Genomic DNA, 20432 nt, shown 5'->3' with positions numbered 1-20432 from the left:
TTTTAAGTTGTTTACAATTGAAAGTTTATTGTTAACAATAACTCTGGCACAGTCCTGCGTCGCTGGCTACGAAAATTTATGACAGGGCGTGACAAATCCCCCGCGATGCTGTATTGGCCCGTCAGTTCGGGAAAAACCGACATTGCAATATCCCGTTCGGGCAAAGCCCGAGACGTCCGTAAACCAATAAATGGTGTACCGCTCCTGCCTGAGATTGAAGGCATAGTCGCAAGGCCAAGGATTGCTTGGCGGCAAGTGCAGAGCGCTCTGACTGTTTGAGAAGAACAAAGAAGGAGTCAGACGATGACCGATATCATTCGTCAGCTTGAAGCCGAACAGGCAGCAAAGATCGAAGAAAAGCGCAAGCTTCCAGATTTCCAGCCGGGCGACACGGTTCGCGTTCAGGTTCGCGTTACCGAAGGTACGCGTACCCGCGTGCAGGCCTATGAAGGCGTCTGCATTGCCCGTTCCGGCGCTGGCCTCAACGAAAACTTCACCGTTCGCAAGATTTCGTACGGCGAAGGCGTAGAGCGCGTATTCCCGGTTTACTCGCCGATCGTAGAAGGGGTTGAAATGGTTCGCCGCGGTAAGGTCCGTCGCGCCAAGCTTTACTACCTGCGTGGCCTCACCGGTAAGGCTGCCCGTATCGCTGAAAAGAAAGACAACCGTACCAAGGCCGAGCGCGAAGCCGACAAGGCTGCCGCCGCCAAGGCCGAGGCTGCTAAGACTGCTGCTGAATAAGCTTCAGGGCAATCTGTTTGAAAAAGGCGGCCTTTGGTCGCCTTTTTTATTTGCCAAATGCCAAGGGCTGCGTAACATATTGCATAATTCTGCCTGACTCTCGCAAGATTGTTACTGCGACACCCTGTTGCGGTTTGTGTTTCTTGACGAAATGCGGCGACGGGTGCATATGACAGCCAAAGTTAAGAACTATTCAAAGGACCTCTCGCAATGAGCGCGCCGCGTACACTTTACGACAAGATCTGGGACGACCATGTAGTGGATCAGCAGGAAGACGGGACCTGCCTCCTTTATATTGATCGCCATCTTGTGCACGAAGTGACGAGCCCGCAGGCTTTCGAGGGTCTGCGCATGGCAGGCCGCAAGGTGCGCCATCCCGAGAAGACGCTCGCCGTGGTCGATCACAACGTGCCGACCTCGAAAGACCGCGTCAACGGCATCAAGAACGAAGAAAGCCGCATTCAGGTTGAGGCTCTCGCCAAGAATGCCGCCGATTTCAACGTCGAATATTATTCCGAACGTGATCGTCGCCAGGGCGTCGTGCACATCGTGGGACCGGAACAGGGCTTCACTCTGCCGGGCATGACGATTGTTTGCGGCGACAGCCATACCTCGACCCATGGTGCTTTCGGCTCGCTGGCTCATGGTATCGGTACGTCCGAAGTCGAGCATGTGCTCGCGACGCAGACGCTGATCCAGAAGAAAGCCAAGAACATGCTGGTGCGTGTTGAAGGTGAACTGGCTCCGGGCGTCACGGCCAAGGACATCACGCTGGCCATCATCGGCAAGATCGGCACCGCAGGCGGCACCGGTTACGTGATCGAATATGCAGGCAGCGCCATTCGTTCGCTGTCGATGGAAGGTCGCATGACCGTCTGCAACATGTCGATTGAAGGCGGCGCACGCGCTGGTCTGATCGCGCCGGACGAAACGACCTTTGCCTATGTGCAGGGCAAGCCGCGCGCGCCGAAGGGCGAAGCGCTGGAACAGGCTATCGGCTACTGGAAGACGCTGCATTCGGATGAAGGCGCGCATTTCGATAAGATTGTCGAACTGGATGCGGCCAAGATTTCGCCTGTCGTCTCCTGGGGCTCTTCGCCGGAAGACGTTGTTTTCGTCACCGACATCGTGCCGAATCCGGACGAGATCAAGGATGAAACCAAGCGTGCATCGAAGTGGCGTGCGCTTGACTATATGGGCCTGAAGCCGGGCACCAAGATGACCGACATCAAGATCGACCGCGTCTTCATCGGCTCATGCACCAATGGCCGTATTGAAGATCTGCGTGACGCTGCCCGCATGGCTGAAGGCAAGAAGGTTGCCGATGGCGTCAATGCCATGATCGTGCCGGGTTCGGGTCTCGTGAAGGAACAGGCGGAAGCCGAGGGCCTCGACAAGATCTTCATCGAAGCCGGGTTTGACTGGCGCGAGCCGGGCTGTTCCATGTGCCTTGCCATGAATGACGACCGCCTGAAGCCGGGTGAACGTTGCGCTTCGACCTCGAACCGTAACTTCGAAGGCCGTCAGGGTTTCAAGGGCCGCACGCATCTCGTGTCGCCAGCTATGGCTGCCGCTGCTGCGATTGCCGGACATTTCGTCGACATTCGCGAGTGGAACTGAGGTTTCATACCGAAGACTGCCATTTGAAGCGTTTCTGAACGCTTCCGGAAAGATCAAACCGCCGGTTCATCCCGGCGGTTTTTTCTTGGCTGTGTATTAGCAGCTTTTTCACGCTTTGATTGTAAGGAGAGAAGGGGGCTGGCATCGAGAAGCTTTTGAGTGCCGGCGCGGGGAAGAGCATTGATGAATGGGGCCGACTTTATCCTCCTGATCAACATGACCGTTTCCGGTCTGTTTGCTTTCGCATTTCTCGGCATAGCCGTTTATGCGCGGGATAATGCTGCAGCGCCCGTCTTCGCCTTTGGCTTCATTTTCGCAATGCTCTACTTCCTGACAGAGCTTGCCATGCCTTCCATTCCCAATCCCCGTCTCGGCTATATGCTCGCCTTCACAACCTATTACCTGACATTATCCTGTCTGGTCGTCGGTCTGGCCCGAATGTATGCCCGACCGGTGCCGTGGATTGCGCTCGGTTTGCTGACCATTACGTCGCTTGCGGTGGTCTACGGCATATATGACATTGCCCGCAGCCAGATGATCGGCATGCTGCTTTATCAGGCGCCCTACGTCCTCATGTTGCTGCTTGCGGTGTGGGTGATACTGCGGGTGGACTGCAACGGCATCGATACCTTGATGGCGGTACTGTTCGGCATCAGCGCCGTGCATTTTCTGTTCAAACCGGTCATCGCCGTGCTGTCGGGAGGCACAGGTGCTGAACCGGCTGACTATATCGATACGACCTATGCGATGTTCTCGCAGTCGATGGGGGCAGCTCTTTCGGTTGCAGGCGGATTGCTTTTGCTTTTGAGCCTGATGCGGGAGCTGATCACCAATATGCTGATCCGCTCGGAAACGGACCAGCTTTCGGCGCTGCTCAACCGGCGCGGCTTCGAGTTTCGTGCGGAAGCTGCAATCGAAAAATCGAAACGTATGCGACAGGCTCTGTCACTCGTTCTGTGCGATATCGATCACTTCAAGGCAATCAACGACACGTATGGTCATGCGTTGGGGGATCGCGTCATTGCCGCTTTCTCTGCCGAACTGCGTAAGGCGGCCAGCGCCAAGGGCGGGATTGCCGCGCGCATAGGCGGTGAGGAATTCGCAGTCATTTTGCCGGGAAACACGATTCAATCCGCATGGCGATTTGCCGACAAGGCTCGACTTGCCTGCCGTGATATCCATCTTAACGGCAAGAACAGGGAGATTGATTTCACTGTGAGCTTCGGGGTTGCAGAAATGGAATTCGACGACGTTTTTTCCGATCTCTACAAACGGGCAGATGGTGCGCTTTATGAAGCGAAGAAGGGCGGGCGCAACTGTGTTCGTACCGCTCTGCCGATACTGGTCGACGAAAACGTTCTGGAATTCCGTTCAATGACCGGGCGTTGAATGAAGCCTATCGATCGCCGCAGCCTGCATGGTCGAGAACTGGCGTTTCCCCACGATCGATCCCAAACATGAAAGAGCGCCCGTGCAGTACGACTGCACTTTCGCAATCGCTGTTGGGCCTGGCGACGACATAGGCGACGGCGCGATCCCGCGGTGCGGACATCACTTTGATGCGCTGTGGCGAATGGGAGGCTGTCTTTTGCGCCGCTCCGACCCGGATGATCTTCGCGCCGTTATCCGGCATCTGAATGACAATATTTCCCGACGCATCGACAGAGCGTATGGCATTGTCGGCCAGTGCGGGATGGGTCAGTGCGGGGCCGGTCAGAACAAGAACACCGACGACAGCCAGGCCAAACATCGTCCGTTCGCGGTTTGTCATCGTTGATCGAGCCTCACCATGCATGATCCCAAAGAGAATGAGGGCTATCTTAACTCTTTCTTTACCTTTGTCATCCGTGCTGGCTAAAATCGAACCGGCCTTCCCGTGCGGCACTGCTTCGCAAGCTGCAGGCGGAAGAACTGGAAACGCCAAGGAACGTCCAATGACCAAAGATCATGCCGTCGATATTGCGCTCCTCCATCTGCGTGATGCCCACGAATTCGCACCGCTGCTGGCAAGCTATGCGCAGGCGCTGAAGCGCGGTGCACCACGCCGTCCCGACGATTTTTATGCCGAGCATCTGCTTCAGGATCGCGCTGCCGAAACGCTGGGGGCCAGGGTTGACGGCAATCTGGTCGGCTTCGTGATTTTCTACGACCTGCCTGAGCCGGTGACCGGGCTGCGTGCAGGGCAGGTCGACCATATCTATGTGCATCACGATCATCGCGGGAAAGGCATAGCCAAGGCGTTGATCGACGTGCTTGCCGACAAGGCTGAAGAGCGCAGCTGGTCCAAGCTGGTGCTCAATGCGCCGCGCGCGCCGGAAGACGGGCGCAAGCTCTATGAACAGATTGCCACGGCTGCCGACTGGTCGAGCTACGTGATTCGATTCGGTAATTAATCGATTTCCCAAAAGTGGATGAAATTACACATGTTTTTGCTGATTGCGGCCTTCAATCGTTTGAATGCCGCAATCACGCGAATGTGTCGCCCAGGTGCGACCAATTGTTAGTCTTTTCGTGAAAAAGCTTCTTTGACGTGATGGTAAAAGCGCAGTAGAAAGCGCCACATAGGGCCGTACGTCACGGTCCAGCCATATTTTCTTAGGTCGTACCGGTGCGGGATCAAGAGTCCGGTTCCCTGTGCTGTGGGCGACGTCGAACCAGGGTTCGGGAGAACCCGCAACCTGGCTGCTTCGCTGATCTTCGTCAGCGGGGTGTGGCCGGGGAGAAACGTCAGGGAAGCCTACAGAGCCATGACACAACCGACTGTAACGCGCCAGCGTCCTTTGTCGCCGCACCTGTCCATCTACAAGCCGGTCATTACGATGACGATGTCCATCGTCCATCGCATCACAGGCGGTGCACTTTACTTCGGCACCCTGTTGCTGGCGGCCTGGCTGATCTCGGCTGCAGTCAGCGAAGAGTGCTTCAACTTCGTCAATGCATTTTTTTCGTCATGGATCGGTCGTCTGATCCTGTTCGGCTATACCTGGGCGCTTCTGCACCATCTGGCCGGTGGTGTTCGTCACCTGATCTGGGATACGGGCGCAGGCCTCGAAAAACATACCGCTTCGAAGATCGCCTGGGCGACCGTCGTTTTCTCCGTCATCGCCACGATCCTCATCTGGGTCGTCGCCTATTCGGTGCGTTAAGGGGAGCAGGTTTCATGAACGGTATGAACAATGATATGCGCACCCCGCTCGGCAAGGTCCGGGGTCTGGGGTCGGCCAAGGAAGGCACCGGTCATTTCTGGTACCAGCGCCTGAGCGCGGTCGCTCTGGTGCCGCTGGTCATGTTTTTCATCGGTCTGGTTATTTCGCTCAATGGCGCAAGCTATGCGGAAGTCCGGGCTGCTCTCTCGCATCCCATTACAGCCATTGTCATGGCGCTGTTCGTTCTGACGGGCGTCTATCACATGCGTTTGGGCATGCAGGTCATTATCGAAGATTATGTGCATGGCGAAGGCATGAAGGTCGTGCTGGTGATGCTGAACACCTTCTTTACGGCGGTGGTCGGTTTTGCCTGCGTTTTCGCGATCCTCAAGCTGAGCTTCGGAGGTTGATAGCCCGATGGCTAGTGCAGTAAATAATGCGGCGCCTGCCGCAGCAAGCAAATATACCTATGTCGATCACAAGTTCGACGTGGTGGTGGTTGGAGCTGGCGGTGCCGGTCTGCGCGCAACGCTCGGCATGGCCGAACAGGGCCTGAAGACGGCTTGCATCACCAAGGTTTTCCCAACCCGTTCGCACACGGTTGCAGCACAGGGCGGCATCGCCGCTTCGCTCAAGAATATGGGCCCGGACAGCTGGCAGTGGCATATGTACGATACCGTCAAGGGATCGGACTGGCTCGGCGATACCGATGCGATGGAGTATCTGGCGCGTGAAGCGCCTGCGGCCGTCTACGAGCTCGAGCATTACGGCGTGCCGTTCTCGCGCACCGAAGAAGGCAAGATTTATCAGCGTCCGTTCGGCGGCCACATGCAGAATTTCGGCGACGGCCCTCCGGTTCAGCGCACCTGCGCTGCCGCTGACCGTACCGGCCACGCGATCCTGCATACGCTTTATGGCCAGTCGCTGAAGAACAACGCGCAGTTCTTCATCGAGTATTTCGCGCTCGATCTCATCATGACCGACGGTGTCTGCACCGGCGTCGTGGCGTGGAACCTCGATGACGGCACGATCCATCGCTTTTCCGCCAAGATGGTGGTTCTGGCGACGGGCGGTTATGGCCGTTCCTATTTCTCGGCAACGTCTGCGCATACCTGCACCGGCGACGGCGGCGGCATGGCTGCACGCGCTGGTCTTCCGCTTCAGGATATGGAATTCGTTCAGTTCCATCCGACCGGCATCTATGGTGCAGGCTGCCTGATTACCGAGGGTGCACGCGGCGAAGGCGGTTATCTGGTTAACTCCGAAGGCGAGCGCTTCATGGAGCGCTACGCGCCATCGGCCAAGGATCTTGCTTCGCGTGACGTGGTTTCACGCTGCATGACCATGGAAATCCGCGCCGGTCGCGGCGTTGGCAAGAACAAGGACCACATCTACCTGCATCTCGACCATCTTGATCCGGCGGTTCTGCACGAACGCCTGCCGGGTATCTCCGAGTCGGCCAAGATTTTTGCAGGCGTCGATGTAACCAAGGAACCGATCCCGGTTCTGCCGACCGTTCACTACAATATGGGCGGCATCCCGACCAATTACTGGGGCGAAGTGCTGAACCCGACCGAAGCCGATCCGGACCGCGTACAGCCCGGCCTGATGGCCGTTGGCGAAGCGGGCTGCGCTTCGGTGCACGGTGCAAACCGTCTCGGTTCCAACTCGCTGATCGATCTGGTGGTGTTCGGCCGTGCGGCTGCGATCCGTGCCGGTGAGGTTATCGATCGCAATACGAAGGTTCCGGACCTCGACATCGCTGCCTGCGACAAGATCATGGAACGCTTTGATCGCCTGCGTTTTGCCAATGGCTCCCAGCCGACCGCGGAACTGCGCGAGAAGATGCAGCGTACCATGCAGGAAGACGCTGCCGTGTTCCGCACGTCGGAATCGCTCAAGCAGGGCGTCGAGCGCATGGAAAAGCTCTGGAAAGAGCTGCCGGACATCAAGGTTACCGACCGTTCGATGATCTGGAACTCCGATCTGGTCGAAACGCTCGAGCTGGAAAACCTGATGGCGAATGCGCTGACGACGGTTGTTTCGGCGGAAGCGCGTCAGGAAAGCCGCGGCGCCCATGCGCATGAGGATTTCCCGGATCGTAATGATGCCGAGTGGCGCAAGCACACGCTGTCCTGGCTGTCGCCGGATGGCAAGGTCAAGCTTGACTATCGCCCTGTCCACCTCGATCCGTTGACGACGGAAGAGGAAGGCGGCATCAGCCTCGCCAAGATTGCGCCGAAGAAGCGCGTTTACTGATTAAGGGAAAGAGCAATGGTTGAACTCGCACTTCCCAAGAATTCGCGCCCGCAAGAGGGCAAGACCTGGCCGCGCCCCGACGGTGCCAAGCGGGTTACCGAATTCCGTATCTATCGCTGGTCGCCGGATGACGACGCCAATCCGAGCATCGACACCTACTATGTCGATCGCGACGATTGCGGCCCAATGGTCCTGGACGGTCTGCTCTATATCAAGAACAAGATCGACCCGACGCTGACGCTGCGCCGTTCGTGCCGTGAAGGCATTTGCGGTTCCTGCGCGATGAACATCGACGGCGCCAACACGTTGGCCTGCACCAAGGGCATGGACGACATCAAGGGGGCTATCAAGGTCTACCCGCTGCCGCATATGCCGGTGGTCAAGGACCTCGTTCCCGACCTCAACAACTTTTACGCCCAGCACCGTTCCATTGAGCCATGGCTCAAGACGGTTTCGCCGGAGCCGCAGAAAGAATGGCTGCAGAGCCATGAGGACCGCCAGAAGCTCGACGGTCTTTATGAATGCATTCTGTGCGCCTGCTGCTCGACCTCGTGCCCGAGCTATTGGTGGAACGGCGACCGTTATCTCGGACCTGCTGTGCTGCTTCAGGCCTATCGCTGGCTGATTGATAGCCGCGACGAAGCCAAGGGCGAACGCCTCGACAATCTTGAGGACCCGTTCCGGCTCTATCGCTGCCACACGATCATGAATTGCGCGCAGACCTGCCCGAAGGGTCTGAACCCTGCCAAGGCGATTGCCGAAATCAAGAAGATGATGGTGGAACGCCGCGTGTAAGCGCGGCAATCGCCAGTTTTTGCAATCCCTTTCGGCCTGTTGCCTCCACGCCACTTGTGCGGAAATCAAGAAGATGATGGTCGAGCGTCGCGTGTAACTCGCAATATCGACCGCAAGAATGAAAAGGGGAAGGTGCAAACCTTCCCCTTTTTCTTTGTCTGAACCTTTGTTGTGTTCGTAGAAGGCTTGATCTTTGTAGCGGCACCGATATCTCATTGGAGAACAGGTCCATCGGAGACAGGGCAATCATGCTCGATCACATCGGTTTCAACATTTCCAGCATGCCCAAGTCGCGCAAGTTCTATGATGAGGCACTTGCCCCACTGGGCATTTCCCGCGCCATGGAGTTCGGCGACTGGGTCGGATATGGGCGCAACGGCAAGCCGGAATTCTGGATCGGCAAGCAGAAGGGCGCCAAACTGGAAGGCGTTTTGCATGTCGCCTTTTCTGCGGGAACCCGCTCGGAAGTCGATCGCTTTTATGAAGCAGCCATCGCTGCCGGTGGCGCAGACAACGGCAAGCCGGGGCTTCGTACGAATTATCACCCCGATTATTACGCCGCCTTCGTGACCGATCCGGACGGTCACAATATCGAGGCTGTCTGCCACCTGCCCGAATAGAAAAGCGGGCTTGCGCCCGCTCATCGTTTTCGTGTCTTGAAGTTGTTCAGATCAGTTTTGCATCCAGTGTCACTTCAATCGCGCCGAGTGCTTTCGAGAGCGGGCAGGACTGCTTGGCCTTATTGGCGAGCGCTTCAAAATCCTCGACGGAGATTCCGGGAATGTTGGCGTTGAGCGTAAGTGCGCTGCGGCTGATTTCAAAGCCACCACCTGCTGCGGGGCCGACGGTGACTGCCGCAGTGGCTTCCAGTTTTTCCGGTGGCGTTCCGTGTTCCGTCAGAAGCGCGGAAAGCTGCATGGCGAAACAGCCTGCGTGAGCGGCGCCCAGAAGTTCTTCCGGATTGGTGCCGGAGCGACCGCTTTCGTCTTGAAAACGAGCCTTGAAATCATAGGGAAGATCCTTCAGTGCACCGCTTTGCGTGTTAAGCGTACCTTTGCCTTCCTTCAGCGTACCCTGCCAGATGGCGGTTGCTTTTCTGTCCATGGGAAGCTCTCCTCTCGGTTGGGAATTCCGCTACCGATATAGGGCGCTTGACCACGGCTTCCAGCAACCAGCCAGAAATCAAATAGCCTGGCCTTTCAACAGGCGTGGGGTATCGCCTGAAAGCCCGGCTGCCTGTTTGATGAAAAAGGATTTCAACGCCGGTACCCGGTCGACCAGCCCCAGACCAATATCGCGGATCGAGCGGACGGCCGGATGGTCGTTGGAGAAAAGCCTCGTCAGAATATCCGTCGTTACCCCCATCTGCACGGTGTCGAAGCGACGCCAGGACTGGTAACGTTCCAGAGCGGCAAACGACCCGATGTCGAGGCCTAACCGGTCTGTTTCGACCACCACCTCGGCAATTGCTGCCGCATCGCGGAAGCCGAGATTGAGACCCTGCCCGGCAATGGGGTGGATGCGGTGTGCCGCGTCGCCCACCAGAACGAAGCGCGGCTTCACGAATTCACGCGCCAGCGTCAGGCCGAGCGGAAAGGCGCGGCGGGGGCCTTCGACATGCAGGGCACCCAAACGGTGACCGAAGCGCTGCTCGAGTTCGGCCTCGAACACGAAGTCGTCTTCGCGGATGAGGCGTTCGGCATCTGTTGTGCGCTCGGTCCAGACCAGCGAACTGCGATTGCCGTTCAATGGAAGGATCGCAAATGGACCGGCTGGAAGAAAATGCTCGTCGGCCCGTCCGCCATGCGGCAGTTCATGAGCAACATTGCACACGATACCCGACTGGCCGTAGTCCCAGTTGACGGTTTTGATGCCAGCCAGATCGCGCAGGCGGGAGCGTGCACCATCGGCAGCAATCAGAAGACGCGTTTCAAGCGTATCTCCATTGGAGAGAGTGACGGTCACCCCTTCTGGAAGTGTGTTGAAATTCTCCACGCTGGTGGCTTCAAGGAAGGTGATTCCGAGCGTTTCAGCCTTGTTGTGCAGGGCGGTGTTGAGGACGCGGTTTTCGACCATATGGGCAAAGGGTTCGCCGGGCTCGACTTCACCTTCGAAAGTGAGGAATACCGGACGCACGGGATCGGAGGTACGCGAATCGGTGATGACCATTTCCGTGATGGGCTGGGCTTCGGGAAGGATTGCCTGCCAGCAACCAAGCTTGTCGAGCATGCGTGAAGCGGCGGCAGCAATGGAGGACGCGCGCGGGTCGTTCTTCCAGGCGCCAGCCGGTGCACCGTCGATCACGGTGACGGAAAGGTGTGGCGCCGCTGATTTGATCGCAACTGCCGTGACGAGCCCGACATAGCCGCCGCCTGCAATCACTACATCGTTACTGCGTGCTGCTTCCTGCTTCTTCCGGGCGGCCATTGTCATTTCCTTTCGAGAATCCATCTCACGGGAGCATTTCCAGCAAAAGTGCGAAGCGGTTTTGCGTGAGGCAAATGCTTAGAAACAAAGAGATAGAGCTGTTCCACAATTCCGGTTTGGCTGGAACCGCTCTAGCGGTGTTTTGGCATATATTGCAGTCCAAGAAACCCGATATTTTGCCGCGGCGCATATCAGGACCGGACAGCCGGAATGAGACATTCGCATCATATGGGGCGCTGGTAACATAGCTTTTCCCGTGCGCTTCTTGACAGATTCGGATGCTCCGGCTCAAACATGAACCCTATTCATATATGGTTGCAGGAGACAGGCTGTCCATGACCGATCAAGAAAAGTCTGCTGGCGCCCAGACTGATGCCCAGACTGATGCAATGCGTGAGCTTCTTTCCATTCTCGATCTGGAAACGCTTGAGGTGGATTTGTTCCGTGGTAACAGCCCCCAGGTCGGCTGGCAGCGGGTTTTCGGCGGACAGGTGATCGGGCAGGCGCTGATAGCGGCGCAGCGCACCGTCGAGCCCGAACGGGACGTCCACTCCCTGCACGCTTATTTCGTGCGGCCCGGCGATCCGTCGATACCGATTGTCTATGAAGTTGATCGCATTCGTGATGGATCGAGCTTCAGCACCCGGCGCGTTCTGGCAAAGCAGCACGGCAAGGCGATTTTTTCCCTCTCGGCTTCGTTTCAGGTGGATGAGGGCGGGCTTGATCACCAGCTTCCCATGCCGGAAGGACTGCCGATGCCTGAACAGCTTGTCGGCGATCGTGACATCAAGGAACAATATCTCCATATGGCGCCGCCCAATGTGCGCAAATATTGGGAGCAGGAGCGGCCCATTGAAATAAAGCCGGTGTCGCTGACCCATTATTTCTCGCGCGAGAAGCTTGAGCCCGTCCAGCATGTCTGGGTCAGGGCACGCGGCATTGTGCCGGATGATAGGGCCCTGCAGGCTGCCATTCTCGCTTATCTCTCGGATATGACGTTGCTCGATACGTCCCTGCATCCGCATGGCCGTACGATTTTCGACCGTGATCTTCAGGTTGCAAGCCTTGATCACGCCATGTGGTTCCACCGCCCATGCAGGCTCGATGACTGGCTGCTCTACACGCAGGATACGCCGAGTGCCTCCGGCGCGCGCGGTTTTAACCGGGGTGCGCTTTATACGCGTGACGGCGTGCTGATCGCCTCGGTCGCACAGGAAGGATTGATCCGCGTTCACGATAAAAAGAAATGACTATTATTTAATCACGCTTCTCATATGTGATTAAATACAGGGCATTCGCTGCGCGAAAGCGGATGCCCATGACGGAAAACCAAGCTGAATGAATCATTTAAGGCTTCATTCAGGATAAGTTGCAGCAACGCCCCCTCTTCCTTGGACCTGCATTTGCGCCTCCGGTGCACATAATTTCAGAAAATTCGCAGTTAATTTGCCAACATCGGCCAACTGGCATGAATTTTGTTTCTCTCTGTTTGAACCGGTCTTTCCAGCGCAGCCGCGTTTGAAACCGCCCTTCGACGGAGATATTCGATGCTGATAACAGGAAGAAACAAGCAAACCGCCCTTTTGGCTACCCTGCCTGCGCTCGTCGCCATGGCCGGGACGGCAATGGCACAGGACGCCGCACCGACACCAACCCTCGATACGGGCGATACGGCGTGGATGCTGACTTCGACCGCGCTTGTGTTGATGATGACTATACCGGGTCTCGCGCTGTTCTATGGCGGCATGGTGCGCAAGAAGAACGTGCTGTCCACGGTGATGCAGAGCTTTGCGATTACCTGTCTCATGTCCATTCTGTGGATGGTTGCAGGCTATTCGCTCGCCTTCACCGATGGAGGCTCTCTCAATTCTTATATTGGCGGTCTTTCCAAGGCTTTCTTTTCCGGCGTCACGATGGAATCGCTGACGGGAACCATCCCCGAATATGTGTTCATCACCTTCCAGATGACCTTTGCCGTCATCACGCCAGCACTCATTGCCGGTTCGTTCGCCGAGCGCATGAAATTTTCCTCCATGCTGGTCTTCCTGACGCTCTGGCTGTTCATCGTCTATATCCCGGTGGCACACTGGGTCTGGGGCGGCGGCTTCATGGCGTCTGATGGCGTGCTTGATTTTGCTGGCGGTACGGTCGTTCATATCAATGCCGGTGTTGCCGGTCTGGTTGCCGCCCTCATCATCGGCAAGCGCGATGGCTACGGCCACACCAACATGGCTCCGCACAATCTCGTCCTCTCGGTCATCGGCGCTGCTCTCCTGTGGGTTGGCTGGTTCGGCTTCAATGCCGGTTCCGCTGTTGGCGCTAACGCGCTTGCCGGTGTCGCCATGCTCAATACCCAGGTTGCGACCGCCGGTGCCGCGCTTGCCTGGATGTTCGTGGAATGGGCGATTGCGGGCAAGCCGAGCGTGCTCGGCATCATTTCAGGCGCTGTTGCAGGTCTTGTTGCCGTGACGCCCGCCGCGGGTTTCGTCAACCCGATGGGCGCGCTCATCATCGGCATCGTTGCCGGTGCTGTCTGCTACCTGGCTGCCGTGAAGATCAAGCACGCGCTTGGTTATGACGATTCGCTCGATGCATTCGGTGTCCATGGTGTCGGCGGCTTCGTCGGTGCGGTGCTGACGGGTCTCTTCGCCGATGCGGCGATCAACCCGGCCGGGGAAGGGGCAACCATCAGCAAGCAGTTCTTCGGCGCTGCCATCACGATTGTCTATACGGCGATTGCCACTGCGATCATTCTTTACGCGGTCAAGGCCGTCATGGGCCTGCGACCCAGCAAGCAGGCCGAGATTGAAGGCCTCGACATCGCTTTGCACGGCGAGTCTGTTCAATAGAACAGAGTTGTCCCAAGAAGAAAAAGGCGCGGGAAACCGCACCTTTTTCATTTCATCAACGGATTTGTTTGTGGCCCCTTGCATGGTTAATGAGGAATTAACCATCCGGCGATTAGGATCGGACCGATTCAGTGTGCCCGGAGCATTTCCGCTCAGGGGCCAGCAAAGATATTCGGTTCGGGACAGGCTATATGCGGCAAGGATATTCGCCCTCATACCCGCTGCGTGACGAGCGGGTTACGGAAGACAGGCTCAGACTGGCCAATCTCTTCCGCAGGCAGTTCTATATCTTGTTCGGGTTGGGGCTTATGGCGCTCACCGGCATGGCCGTCGGCGCGCTTGCGACATGGAATGTTGCCGATCCGAGCTTCAGTCACGCGACCGACAATCCGGTAACCAATGCGCTCGGATACCCAGGCGCTGTGTTCTCCGACATTGCGATGCAGTTTTTCGGTCTGGCGAGCGTTCCCGCTTTGCTTCCGCTTGCCGTCTGGTCGCTCCTGATGATGACGCGTGGCGGCATCGGCCGTATAGCCAAACGCAGTTTCGCCTGGCTTGGCGCTGCACTCCTGTTCGCAGCTATTGCCAGCTGCTTTGCCGTGCCGGAGAGCTGGCCCATGCCAATTGGCCTTGGTGGCGTCTTTGGCGACATGATCCTGAAGTTCCCGGGCCTCTTCATCGGCAGCTTTCCGCAGGGCGCGATAGCGTCGGGAATTGCGCTCATCCTTGCAGTACCGGCTCTGTGGCTCTGCCTTTTTGCCAGCGGCATCATTGGTCGCGGGGCAGGAATCGTCAATCCTGCACAGCCATCGGCACGTCGTGGTACGGAGCAGGATGATTTTGCCGGAGACGAGGAAGATGATGAAGCATCTGCCAGTGGCGGTTTCCAGCTTGTTGGCGCGCTCACCCATCTGGCATTGACGACGACCGCAAATTTCAAGCGCCTGACGGGGCTTGGACGCCGCCGTCCGCGCGAGGAAGATTTCGACGAAATGCGCGTTGTGCGCCGCAATGCGGAAACACGCAATGCGCCGCGCCGCGAGCCCGGTTTCGGAGCACCTGCCCCGGCCGATGACGAGCCGCCTTTCGATATGGACGATATGGATGACGGCGCACCGCTGGCCGGTCAGGAATGGCATGATGCGCCGCCAGCGCGAAGCCGCAAGGCTCGCGTGGAACAGGCTGCGCCGTCGCCAAAGCCCGGAGCACGCGCCCAGCGTGAGGCACAGCCGTCCTTCCTCAAGGACAACGGCGTCTTTGAAATGCCGTCGCTGCATTTCCTTGCCGAGCCGAAGCTGATCCAGCGCGATCCCGCTTTGTCGAAGGATGCGCTTGAGCAGAATGCGCGCCTATTGGAAGGCGTGCTCGAAGATTTCGGCGTGCGCGGCGAAATCATCAATGTGAAGCCGGGTCCGGTGGTCACGCTTTACGAGCTTGAGCCAGCGCCCGGCATCAAGTCTTCCCGCGTTATCGGGCTTGCCGACGATATCGCCCGCTCGATGAGCGCGATTGCAGCGCGTGTGGCTGTCATTCCGGGGCGCAACGCCATCGGCATCGAATTGCCCAATCCAAAGCGCGAAATGGTTTATCTGCGCGAAATGCTGGCCAGCCGCGACTTCGAACAGTCAAAGGCGAAACTGGCGCTGGCGCTCGGCAAGACCATCAATGGCGAGCCGGTGATTGCCGATATCGCGAAGATGCCGCATGTGCTCGTTGCTGGTACGACCGGCTCCGGCAAGTCGGTGGCGATCAACACCATGATCCTGTCGCTGCTTTATCGCATGACGCCGCAGGAATGCCGCCTGATCATGATCGATCCGAAGATGCTGGAACTTTCCGTCTATGACGGCATTCCGCATCTGCTCACGCCTGTCGTGACCGATCCGAAGAAGGCCGTTGTCGCGCTCAAATGGACCGTGCGCGAAATGGAAGACCGCTATCGTAAGATGTCGAAGGTCGGCGTGCGCAATATCGACGGTTTCAACCAGCGTGTCGGTCTGGCGCAGAAGAAGGGCGAACCGATTGCGCGCACCGTGCAGACCGGCTTCGACCGCAACACCGGCGAGGCGATCTACGAGACCGAAGAGCTGGATCTGGCGCCAATGCCCTATATCGTCGTGATCATCGACGAAATGGCCGACCTGATGATGGTTGCAGGCAAGGATATTGAAGGCGCGGTGCAGCGTCTGGCGCAGATGGCGCGTGCCGCCGGTATCCATGTCATCATGGCCACGCAGCGCCCATCGGTCGATGTCATCACCGGAACGATCAAGGCCAACTTCCCGACACGTATCTCCTTCCAGGTGACGTCGAAGATCGACAGCCGCACTATTCTGGGCGAACAGGGTGCCGAACAGCTGCTCGGACAGGGCGATATGCTCTTTATGGCCGGCGGCGGTCGCATCCAGCGTGTGCACGGGCCTTTCGTCGGCGACGACGAAGTGGAGCGCATCGTGCAGCATCTGAAGCTTCAGGGCGTGCCGGAATATCTGGATGCCATTACTGAGGATGAAGAAGATGACGAGGGCGGCGGCCCGGCTGGAACCTCCAATCTGGAAGATTCCGACGACCCGTATGATCAGGCCGTTGCCGTGGTGCTACGTGACAAGAAGGCTTCCACTTCCTACATCCAGCGCCGTCTTGGAATTGGCTACAACCGTGCGGCCTCGATCATCGAACGCATGGAGGATGAAGGCATTGTCGGTCCCGCCAACCATGCAGGCAAGCGCGAAATTCTGGTGCCAACCGGTGACGACGACTTCTAAGCCGAGTGCAGCAGTGCGCCATACTCGCGCCCAACTGGCGGCTTAGTTATACAGAATGATGAAAAGAGAAAGTTTGTCGATGATGTTCTCCCGTTTTTCCGCCTTTGCGAAAGCTGGTCGTCTTGCAGCCGTGCTGGGAATGGGAGCGCTTGGGCTTGGCATGACGTCGCTGGTTCTGGCACCAGTCGCCGCGATGGCACAAGGTGCTGGCGCTGGTGCTGCGGCACAGCAGATTGCGGATCATTTCTCATCCGTGCGCACAATGACCGGCGAATTCGTTCAGTTCGGCCCGAAGGGTGACCAGACCGGCGGCACTTTCTATATACAGCGTCCGGGAAAGATCCGTTTCAACTACAACAACTCGCCGATCCGGGTGATTTCGGATGGCGAATCGGTGGTCATCAACAATCGCAAGCTCGACACATGGGACCTCTATCCGCTTTCGAAGACACCGCTGAAGCTGCTGCTCGCGGACCGGATTGACCTTGGCGGCGGCCGTCTTCAGAATGTGAAGCAGGAGCCGGACATGACCACGCTGGTGCTGGGCGACAAATCCATTTTCGGCGATTCGAAGATCACGATGATGTTCGATCCCAAATCCTATGAGCTGAAGCAGTGGACCATCACCGATGCGCAGAAGCTTGATACCACGGTCATGATTTTCAATCTGCGCACCGGTGTTCGTTTTACCGACGATATGTTCAAGATCGACTATCAGCGTATCGCCATGAAGCGCAAAGGTCAGTAATCGTCAGTTTGTGGTGGGCAACCCGTTTGCATTTGCCAGATAAATGATTAGGTTCGCGGCATCTTTTCGTTGCTGCGAGACCTACCTCCATGACTTTTTCTGTCGCTACCTGGAACATCAATTCCGTTCGCCTGCGTATGCCGCTGGTCGAGCAGTTTTTGAGCGATTATCAGCCGGATGTTCTCTGCCTTCAGGAAACCAAATGTCCCGATGACCAGTTCCCTTCCAAGGGTTTTCGTGCACTTGGCTATGAGCACATCGCGATCAGCGGCCAGAAGGGCTATCACGGCGTTGCAACGATATCGCGTCGTCCGTTGACTGGCGTGGAAAAGATCGGGTTCTGCGACATGGGTGATTGCCGCCATCTGAGCGCAGTGGTCGAAGCAGGTGGTAAAAAGCTTCGCATTCATAATTTCTACGTTCCTGCGGGCGGCGACGAACCGGACCCGGAGATCAATCCGAAATTTGCGCACAAGCTGGCTTTCCTTGAAGAAATGCGAGCCATTGCGGCGGACAGGCAGGACGGACATTCATCCATTCTTGTCGGCGATCTCAACATCGCGCCGCTCGAAAACGATGTCTGGTCGCACAAGCAGCTTTTGAAGATCGTCAGCCACACGCCGATCGAGACCGAAACGCTTGAAGACTTGCGTGTGAAGGGCGGTTGGAGCGACTTGATGCGACAGCTCATTCCGGCAGACCAGAAAATCTATACCTGGTGGAGCTATCGCGCCAAGGATTGGGATGAATCGGATCGTGGTCGCCGCCTCGACCATATCTGGGGTTCTGCCGATCTGGAGGCCCATATGAAGGGCTTGCAAATCTTGCGCGATGCGCGCGGCTGGGAGCGGCCATCAGACCACGTGCCGGTTATTGCGACATTCGATCTGGATTGATTTCGTCACAGTCCCTATATTGGGAGCAGTCTAAGCAAGGAGAGAAGAACGATGGATCAGGCAGCACTGTATCAACCGACCAGTGTTTTCAATGTTTCCATGGTTCGCAATGACTGCTCTTCTGACACTTCAGGACGTTTCCTGCATCACGGCTGATGGCCGTACTCTCTTCGAATCCATTAATTTTAGCGTAACCGCAGGCCGCATCGGTCTGGTCGGGCGCAATGGCGTCGGCAAATCGACGCTGTTGCGCATCATGAGCGGGCGGCTGCTTCCGACAAGCGGAAATGTGACGGCGCACGGAAACATAGGCGTGCTGCGGCAGAATGTCGGCGGCGCTGGTAGTGCGACACTGGCAGATCTTTTCGATGCGCGGACAGATTTCGATATTCTGGCACGCGTCGAACAGGGGCTGGCCAGTGATAGCGATCTGAATGAAGCAGACTGGCTCTTGCCGCAGCGCTTTGCCGACGCACTACAGCAGCTTGGTTTGCCTGATATGGCTCCTGATGCTCTCCTTTCCGCCTTGAGTGGAGGTCAGCAGACGCGCGCGGCGCTTGCAGCCCTCATCTTCCAGAAGCCTGACCTGATTCTTTTGGACGAACCGACCAATAATCTCGATCGCGCCGGGCGTCGGTCTGTCGTCGATTTATTGGCGGCCTGGCGCGGCGCAGCCATCGTGGTCAGCCACGACCGCGAGCTGTTGCAGTCGATGGATGCAATAGCGGAATTATCGGCAGACGGGCTTCGAGCCTATGGCGGAAATTGGGATTTCTATCACGGGAAAAAGACCGAAGAGCGCGAGACGGCAGCGCGCGATCTCGCAATGGCACGACGCGAGGTCAAGCAGGTCGAGCGAAAGGCGCAGGCGGCAGCCGAAAGACAGGCGCGCAGCGACGCGCGCGGTCGGAAATCACGGGCTGATGCCGGAATGAGCAAAATGCTGCTTGATGCCCGGGAAGATCGTGCGCAGCAGTCGAAGGGTCGGGGCGACGCGCTGGCGGAACGCCAGTCCAGCGAGGCCAACGAGCAGTTGCGGGAGGCCGAGGCAAAAGTCGAGCGGGTAAAGCCGATGCATTTCGATGTGGCTGGCGCGGTTCCGCCTTCGGGGCGCGTCATGCTGGATATGCAGCGTGTTTCGGGCGGACCTCAAGCCGATTGCCCGGTGATCCGTGATCTGTCGATGAAGATTGTAGGCGCTGAGCGGGTGGTTATTGCAGGGGCGAACGGCGCAGGCAAAACCAGCCTGCTGCGGTTGATGACGGGAGATCTTCAGCCTGTGGCCGGAACGGTTCTGCGTCCGGCGCGTGTAGCGATGTTCGACCAGCAGATGAGCCTGATGGATCGCAGTCAGACCCTTTATGAAAACTATCGGCGTCTCAATCCGGGATCGAACGACAATGATGCGCGTGCAGCACTGGCGCGGTTTTCGTTCCGCGGCGAGGGCGCTTCCCGGCTTGCCGGTAGTCTTAGTGGCGGCGAATTGTTGCGGGCAGCACTTGCCTGCGTACTTGGCGGAACAGAGCTTCCCGAACTGCTGATCCTCGATGAACCGACCAATCATCTCGACCTCGATTCCATTGAGGCGCTTGAAACCGCTCTCAACGCTTACGAGGGCGCGCTGATCATTGTGAGCCACGATCAGACGTTTCTCGACGCTATCGGAATGGAAAGGGTGATAGACCTCTGAAAGGGTCAGTCGCCATTCAGGCGCGGTGCGACTTTTTCGATTTCGCCGATCAGTTCCAGCAGATCGCGGCTGATGTGGGAGTGCAGTGCGGCTGCCACTTCCGGATATTCTTCGAGAATGCGCCGGAAGATCGAACGGCTGATGCGGATAACCTCAGTTTCCGCTTCGGCGACCGCACCGGTGAGGCGCGAGGTCTGTGCGATCAACGCCATTTCGCCGATCATGGCGCCTGGGCCGACGGGGCGGATTGCAATCCGCCCTTCGTCTTGTTCGTGAAACAGGGTAATGCTCCCGGAAACGACGATATAGGCGCAGTCGGCGCTTTGTCCTTCGCGAAAAAGCTCGCGCCCGGCTCTGAGAACGAGACGCTCCGCGCCGAAGGCAAGCAGCCGCAACTGTTCGGGCGTGAAAGACTCGAACAGGCCTACCGTGCCGAGAATGCGAATATCGTCATCAAGCGCCATGGATCGTCAATACACCTGCATCGGGCGCTGTC

General features: G+C 57.6%; 19 protein-coding genes. 15 read left to right on the top strand and 4 right to left on the bottom strand.

All coding sequences use genetic code 11. The features are described from left to right. Window positions 1–303: 303 nt before the first annotated feature. From rplS to CQZ93_RS12740, 3 genes are all read left to right on the top strand, one after another. The gene (rplS, locus tag CQZ93_RS12750; RefSeq protein ID WP_105542872.1) at window positions 304–741 is read left to right on the top strand and encodes a 50S ribosomal protein L19; all 438 of its coding nucleotides are present in this window, start codon (window positions 304–306) and stop codon (window positions 739–741) included. A gap of 210 nt (window positions 742–951) precedes the next feature. Further along, window positions 952–2361, top strand: coding sequence for a 3-isopropylmalate dehydratase large subunit (gene leuC, locus CQZ93_RS12745; protein ID WP_105542871.1), 1410 nt, complete (start codon window positions 952–954; stop codon window positions 2359–2361). A gap of 183 nt (window positions 2362–2544) precedes the next feature. Further along, window positions 2545–3750, top strand: a complete 1206-nt coding sequence (locus tag CQZ93_RS12740; RefSeq protein ID WP_105542870.1) for a GGDEF domain-containing protein — start codon at window positions 2545–2547, stop codon at window positions 3748–3750. Window positions 3751–3757: 7 nt separating this feature from the next. Here CQZ93_RS12740 and CQZ93_RS12735 read toward each other — a convergent pair whose 3' ends face one another. After that, window positions 3758–4132, bottom strand: a complete 375-nt coding sequence (locus CQZ93_RS12735; RefSeq protein ID WP_105542869.1) for a hypothetical protein — start codon at window positions 4130–4132, stop codon at window positions 3758–3760. 163 nt (window positions 4133–4295) lie between these two features. On the opposite strand from CQZ93_RS12735, the gene CQZ93_RS12730 reads away from it, so the two are divergent. The 6 genes from CQZ93_RS12730 to CQZ93_RS12700 all read left to right on the top strand — a co-directional run bounded on the left by CQZ93_RS12730 (window position 4296) and on the right by CQZ93_RS12700 (window position 9181). Next, window positions 4296–4754, top strand: a complete 459-nt coding sequence (locus CQZ93_RS12730) for a GNAT family N-acetyltransferase (RefSeq protein ID WP_105542868.1) — start codon at window positions 4296–4298, stop codon at window positions 4752–4754. A 354-nt stretch (window positions 4755–5108) separates the two neighbouring features. After that, window positions 5109–5507: a succinate dehydrogenase, cytochrome b556 subunit gene (gene sdhC, locus CQZ93_RS12725; RefSeq protein ID WP_105542867.1), complete on the top strand. Its 399-nt coding sequence runs from the start codon at window positions 5109–5111 to the stop codon at window positions 5505–5507. Between the two features lie 14 nt (window positions 5508–5521). After that, window positions 5522–5917 (top strand): succinate dehydrogenase, hydrophobic membrane anchor protein, encoded by a 396-nt coding sequence (gene sdhD, locus CQZ93_RS12720; protein ID WP_105542866.1) that lies wholly within the window; start codon window positions 5522–5524, stop codon window positions 5915–5917. Window positions 5918–5924: 7 nt separating this feature from the next. Beyond that, window positions 5925–7766 carry a succinate dehydrogenase flavoprotein subunit gene (gene sdhA / locus CQZ93_RS12715; protein ID WP_105542865.1) on the top strand — a complete coding sequence of 614 codons (1842 nt, stop codon included), beginning with the start codon at window positions 5925–5927 and terminating at the stop codon, window positions 7764–7766. A 15-nt stretch (window positions 7767–7781) separates the two neighbouring features. Beyond that, window positions 7782–8561 (top strand): succinate dehydrogenase iron-sulfur subunit, encoded by a 780-nt coding sequence (locus CQZ93_RS12710; protein ID WP_104755034.1) that lies wholly within the window; start codon window positions 7782–7784, stop codon window positions 8559–8561. 248 nt (window positions 8562–8809) lie between these two features. Further along, window positions 8810–9181: a VOC family protein gene (locus CQZ93_RS12700; protein ID WP_105542864.1), complete on the top strand. Its 372-nt coding sequence runs from the start codon at window positions 8810–8812 to the stop codon at window positions 9179–9181. 46 nt (window positions 9182–9227) lie between these two features. Here the strand turns inward: CQZ93_RS12700 and CQZ93_RS12695 are convergent, their stop codons facing one another. Together CQZ93_RS12695 and CQZ93_RS12690 are read right to left on the bottom strand one after the other, a co-directional pair. Further along, on the bottom strand, window positions 9228–9665 hold the full coding sequence (locus tag CQZ93_RS12695) for an OsmC family protein (RefSeq protein ID WP_105542863.1): 438 nt from the start codon (window positions 9663–9665) through the stop codon (window positions 9228–9230). A 78-nt stretch (window positions 9666–9743) separates the two neighbouring features. Next, the gene (locus CQZ93_RS12690) at window positions 9744–10988 is read right to left on the bottom strand and encodes a ubiquinone biosynthesis hydroxylase (RefSeq protein WP_105542862.1); all 1245 of its coding nucleotides are present in this window, start codon (window positions 10986–10988) and stop codon (window positions 9744–9746) included. Between the two features lie 335 nt (window positions 10989–11323). Here CQZ93_RS12690 and tesB point away from each other — a divergent pair, with 335 nt between their 5' ends. The 6 genes from tesB (at window position 11324) to CQZ93_RS12655 (ending at window position 19936) form a co-directional block, all read left to right on the top strand. Beyond that, a complete protein-coding gene (gene tesB / locus CQZ93_RS12685) occupies window positions 11324–12238 on the top strand; it encodes an acyl-CoA thioesterase II (RefSeq protein ID WP_105542861.1) in 915 nt (304 codons plus the stop codon). A gap of 297 nt (window positions 12239–12535) precedes the next feature. Next, window positions 12536–13837 carry an ammonium transporter gene (locus tag CQZ93_RS12675; RefSeq protein ID WP_105542859.1) on the top strand — a complete coding sequence of 434 codons (1302 nt, stop codon included), beginning with the start codon at window positions 12536–12538 and terminating at the stop codon, window positions 13835–13837. A 191-nt stretch (window positions 13838–14028) separates the two neighbouring features. Beyond that, window positions 14029–16602, top strand: coding sequence for a DNA translocase FtsK (locus tag CQZ93_RS12670; RefSeq protein ID WP_105542858.1), 2574 nt, complete (start codon window positions 14029–14031; stop codon window positions 16600–16602). Between the two features lie 79 nt (window positions 16603–16681). Further along, window positions 16682–17350: an outer membrane lipoprotein carrier protein LolA gene (locus CQZ93_RS12665; RefSeq protein WP_181153349.1), complete on the top strand. Its 669-nt coding sequence runs from the start codon at window positions 16682–16684 to the stop codon at window positions 17348–17350. Window positions 17351–17439: 89 nt separating this feature from the next. Continuing rightward, entirely contained in the window at window positions 17440–18246 is an 807-nt protein-coding gene (gene xth, locus CQZ93_RS12660; protein ID WP_105542856.1) for an exodeoxyribonuclease III, read from the top strand. Between the two features lie 109 nt (window positions 18247–18355). After that, entirely contained in the window at window positions 18356–19936 is a 1581-nt protein-coding gene (locus CQZ93_RS12655; RefSeq protein WP_105543302.1) for an ABC-F family ATP-binding cassette domain-containing protein, read from the top strand. A 5-nt stretch (window positions 19937–19941) separates the two neighbouring features. Here the strand turns inward: CQZ93_RS12655 and CQZ93_RS12650 are convergent, their stop codons facing one another. Then, the gene (locus CQZ93_RS12650; protein ID WP_105542855.1) at window positions 19942–20400 is read right to left on the bottom strand and encodes a cyclic nucleotide-binding domain-containing protein; all 459 of its coding nucleotides are present in this window, start codon (window positions 20398–20400) and stop codon (window positions 19942–19944) included. Window positions 20401–20432: the final 32 nt, after the last annotated feature.

Source organism: Ochrobactrum vermis (genome assembly GCF_002975205.1).
Lineage (GTDB): Bacteria > Pseudomonadota > Alphaproteobacteria > Rhizobiales > Rhizobiaceae > Brucella > Brucella vermis.
Note: the sequence above shows the minus strand (reverse complement) of the source record. Positions and strands in the feature narration are given on the sequence as shown.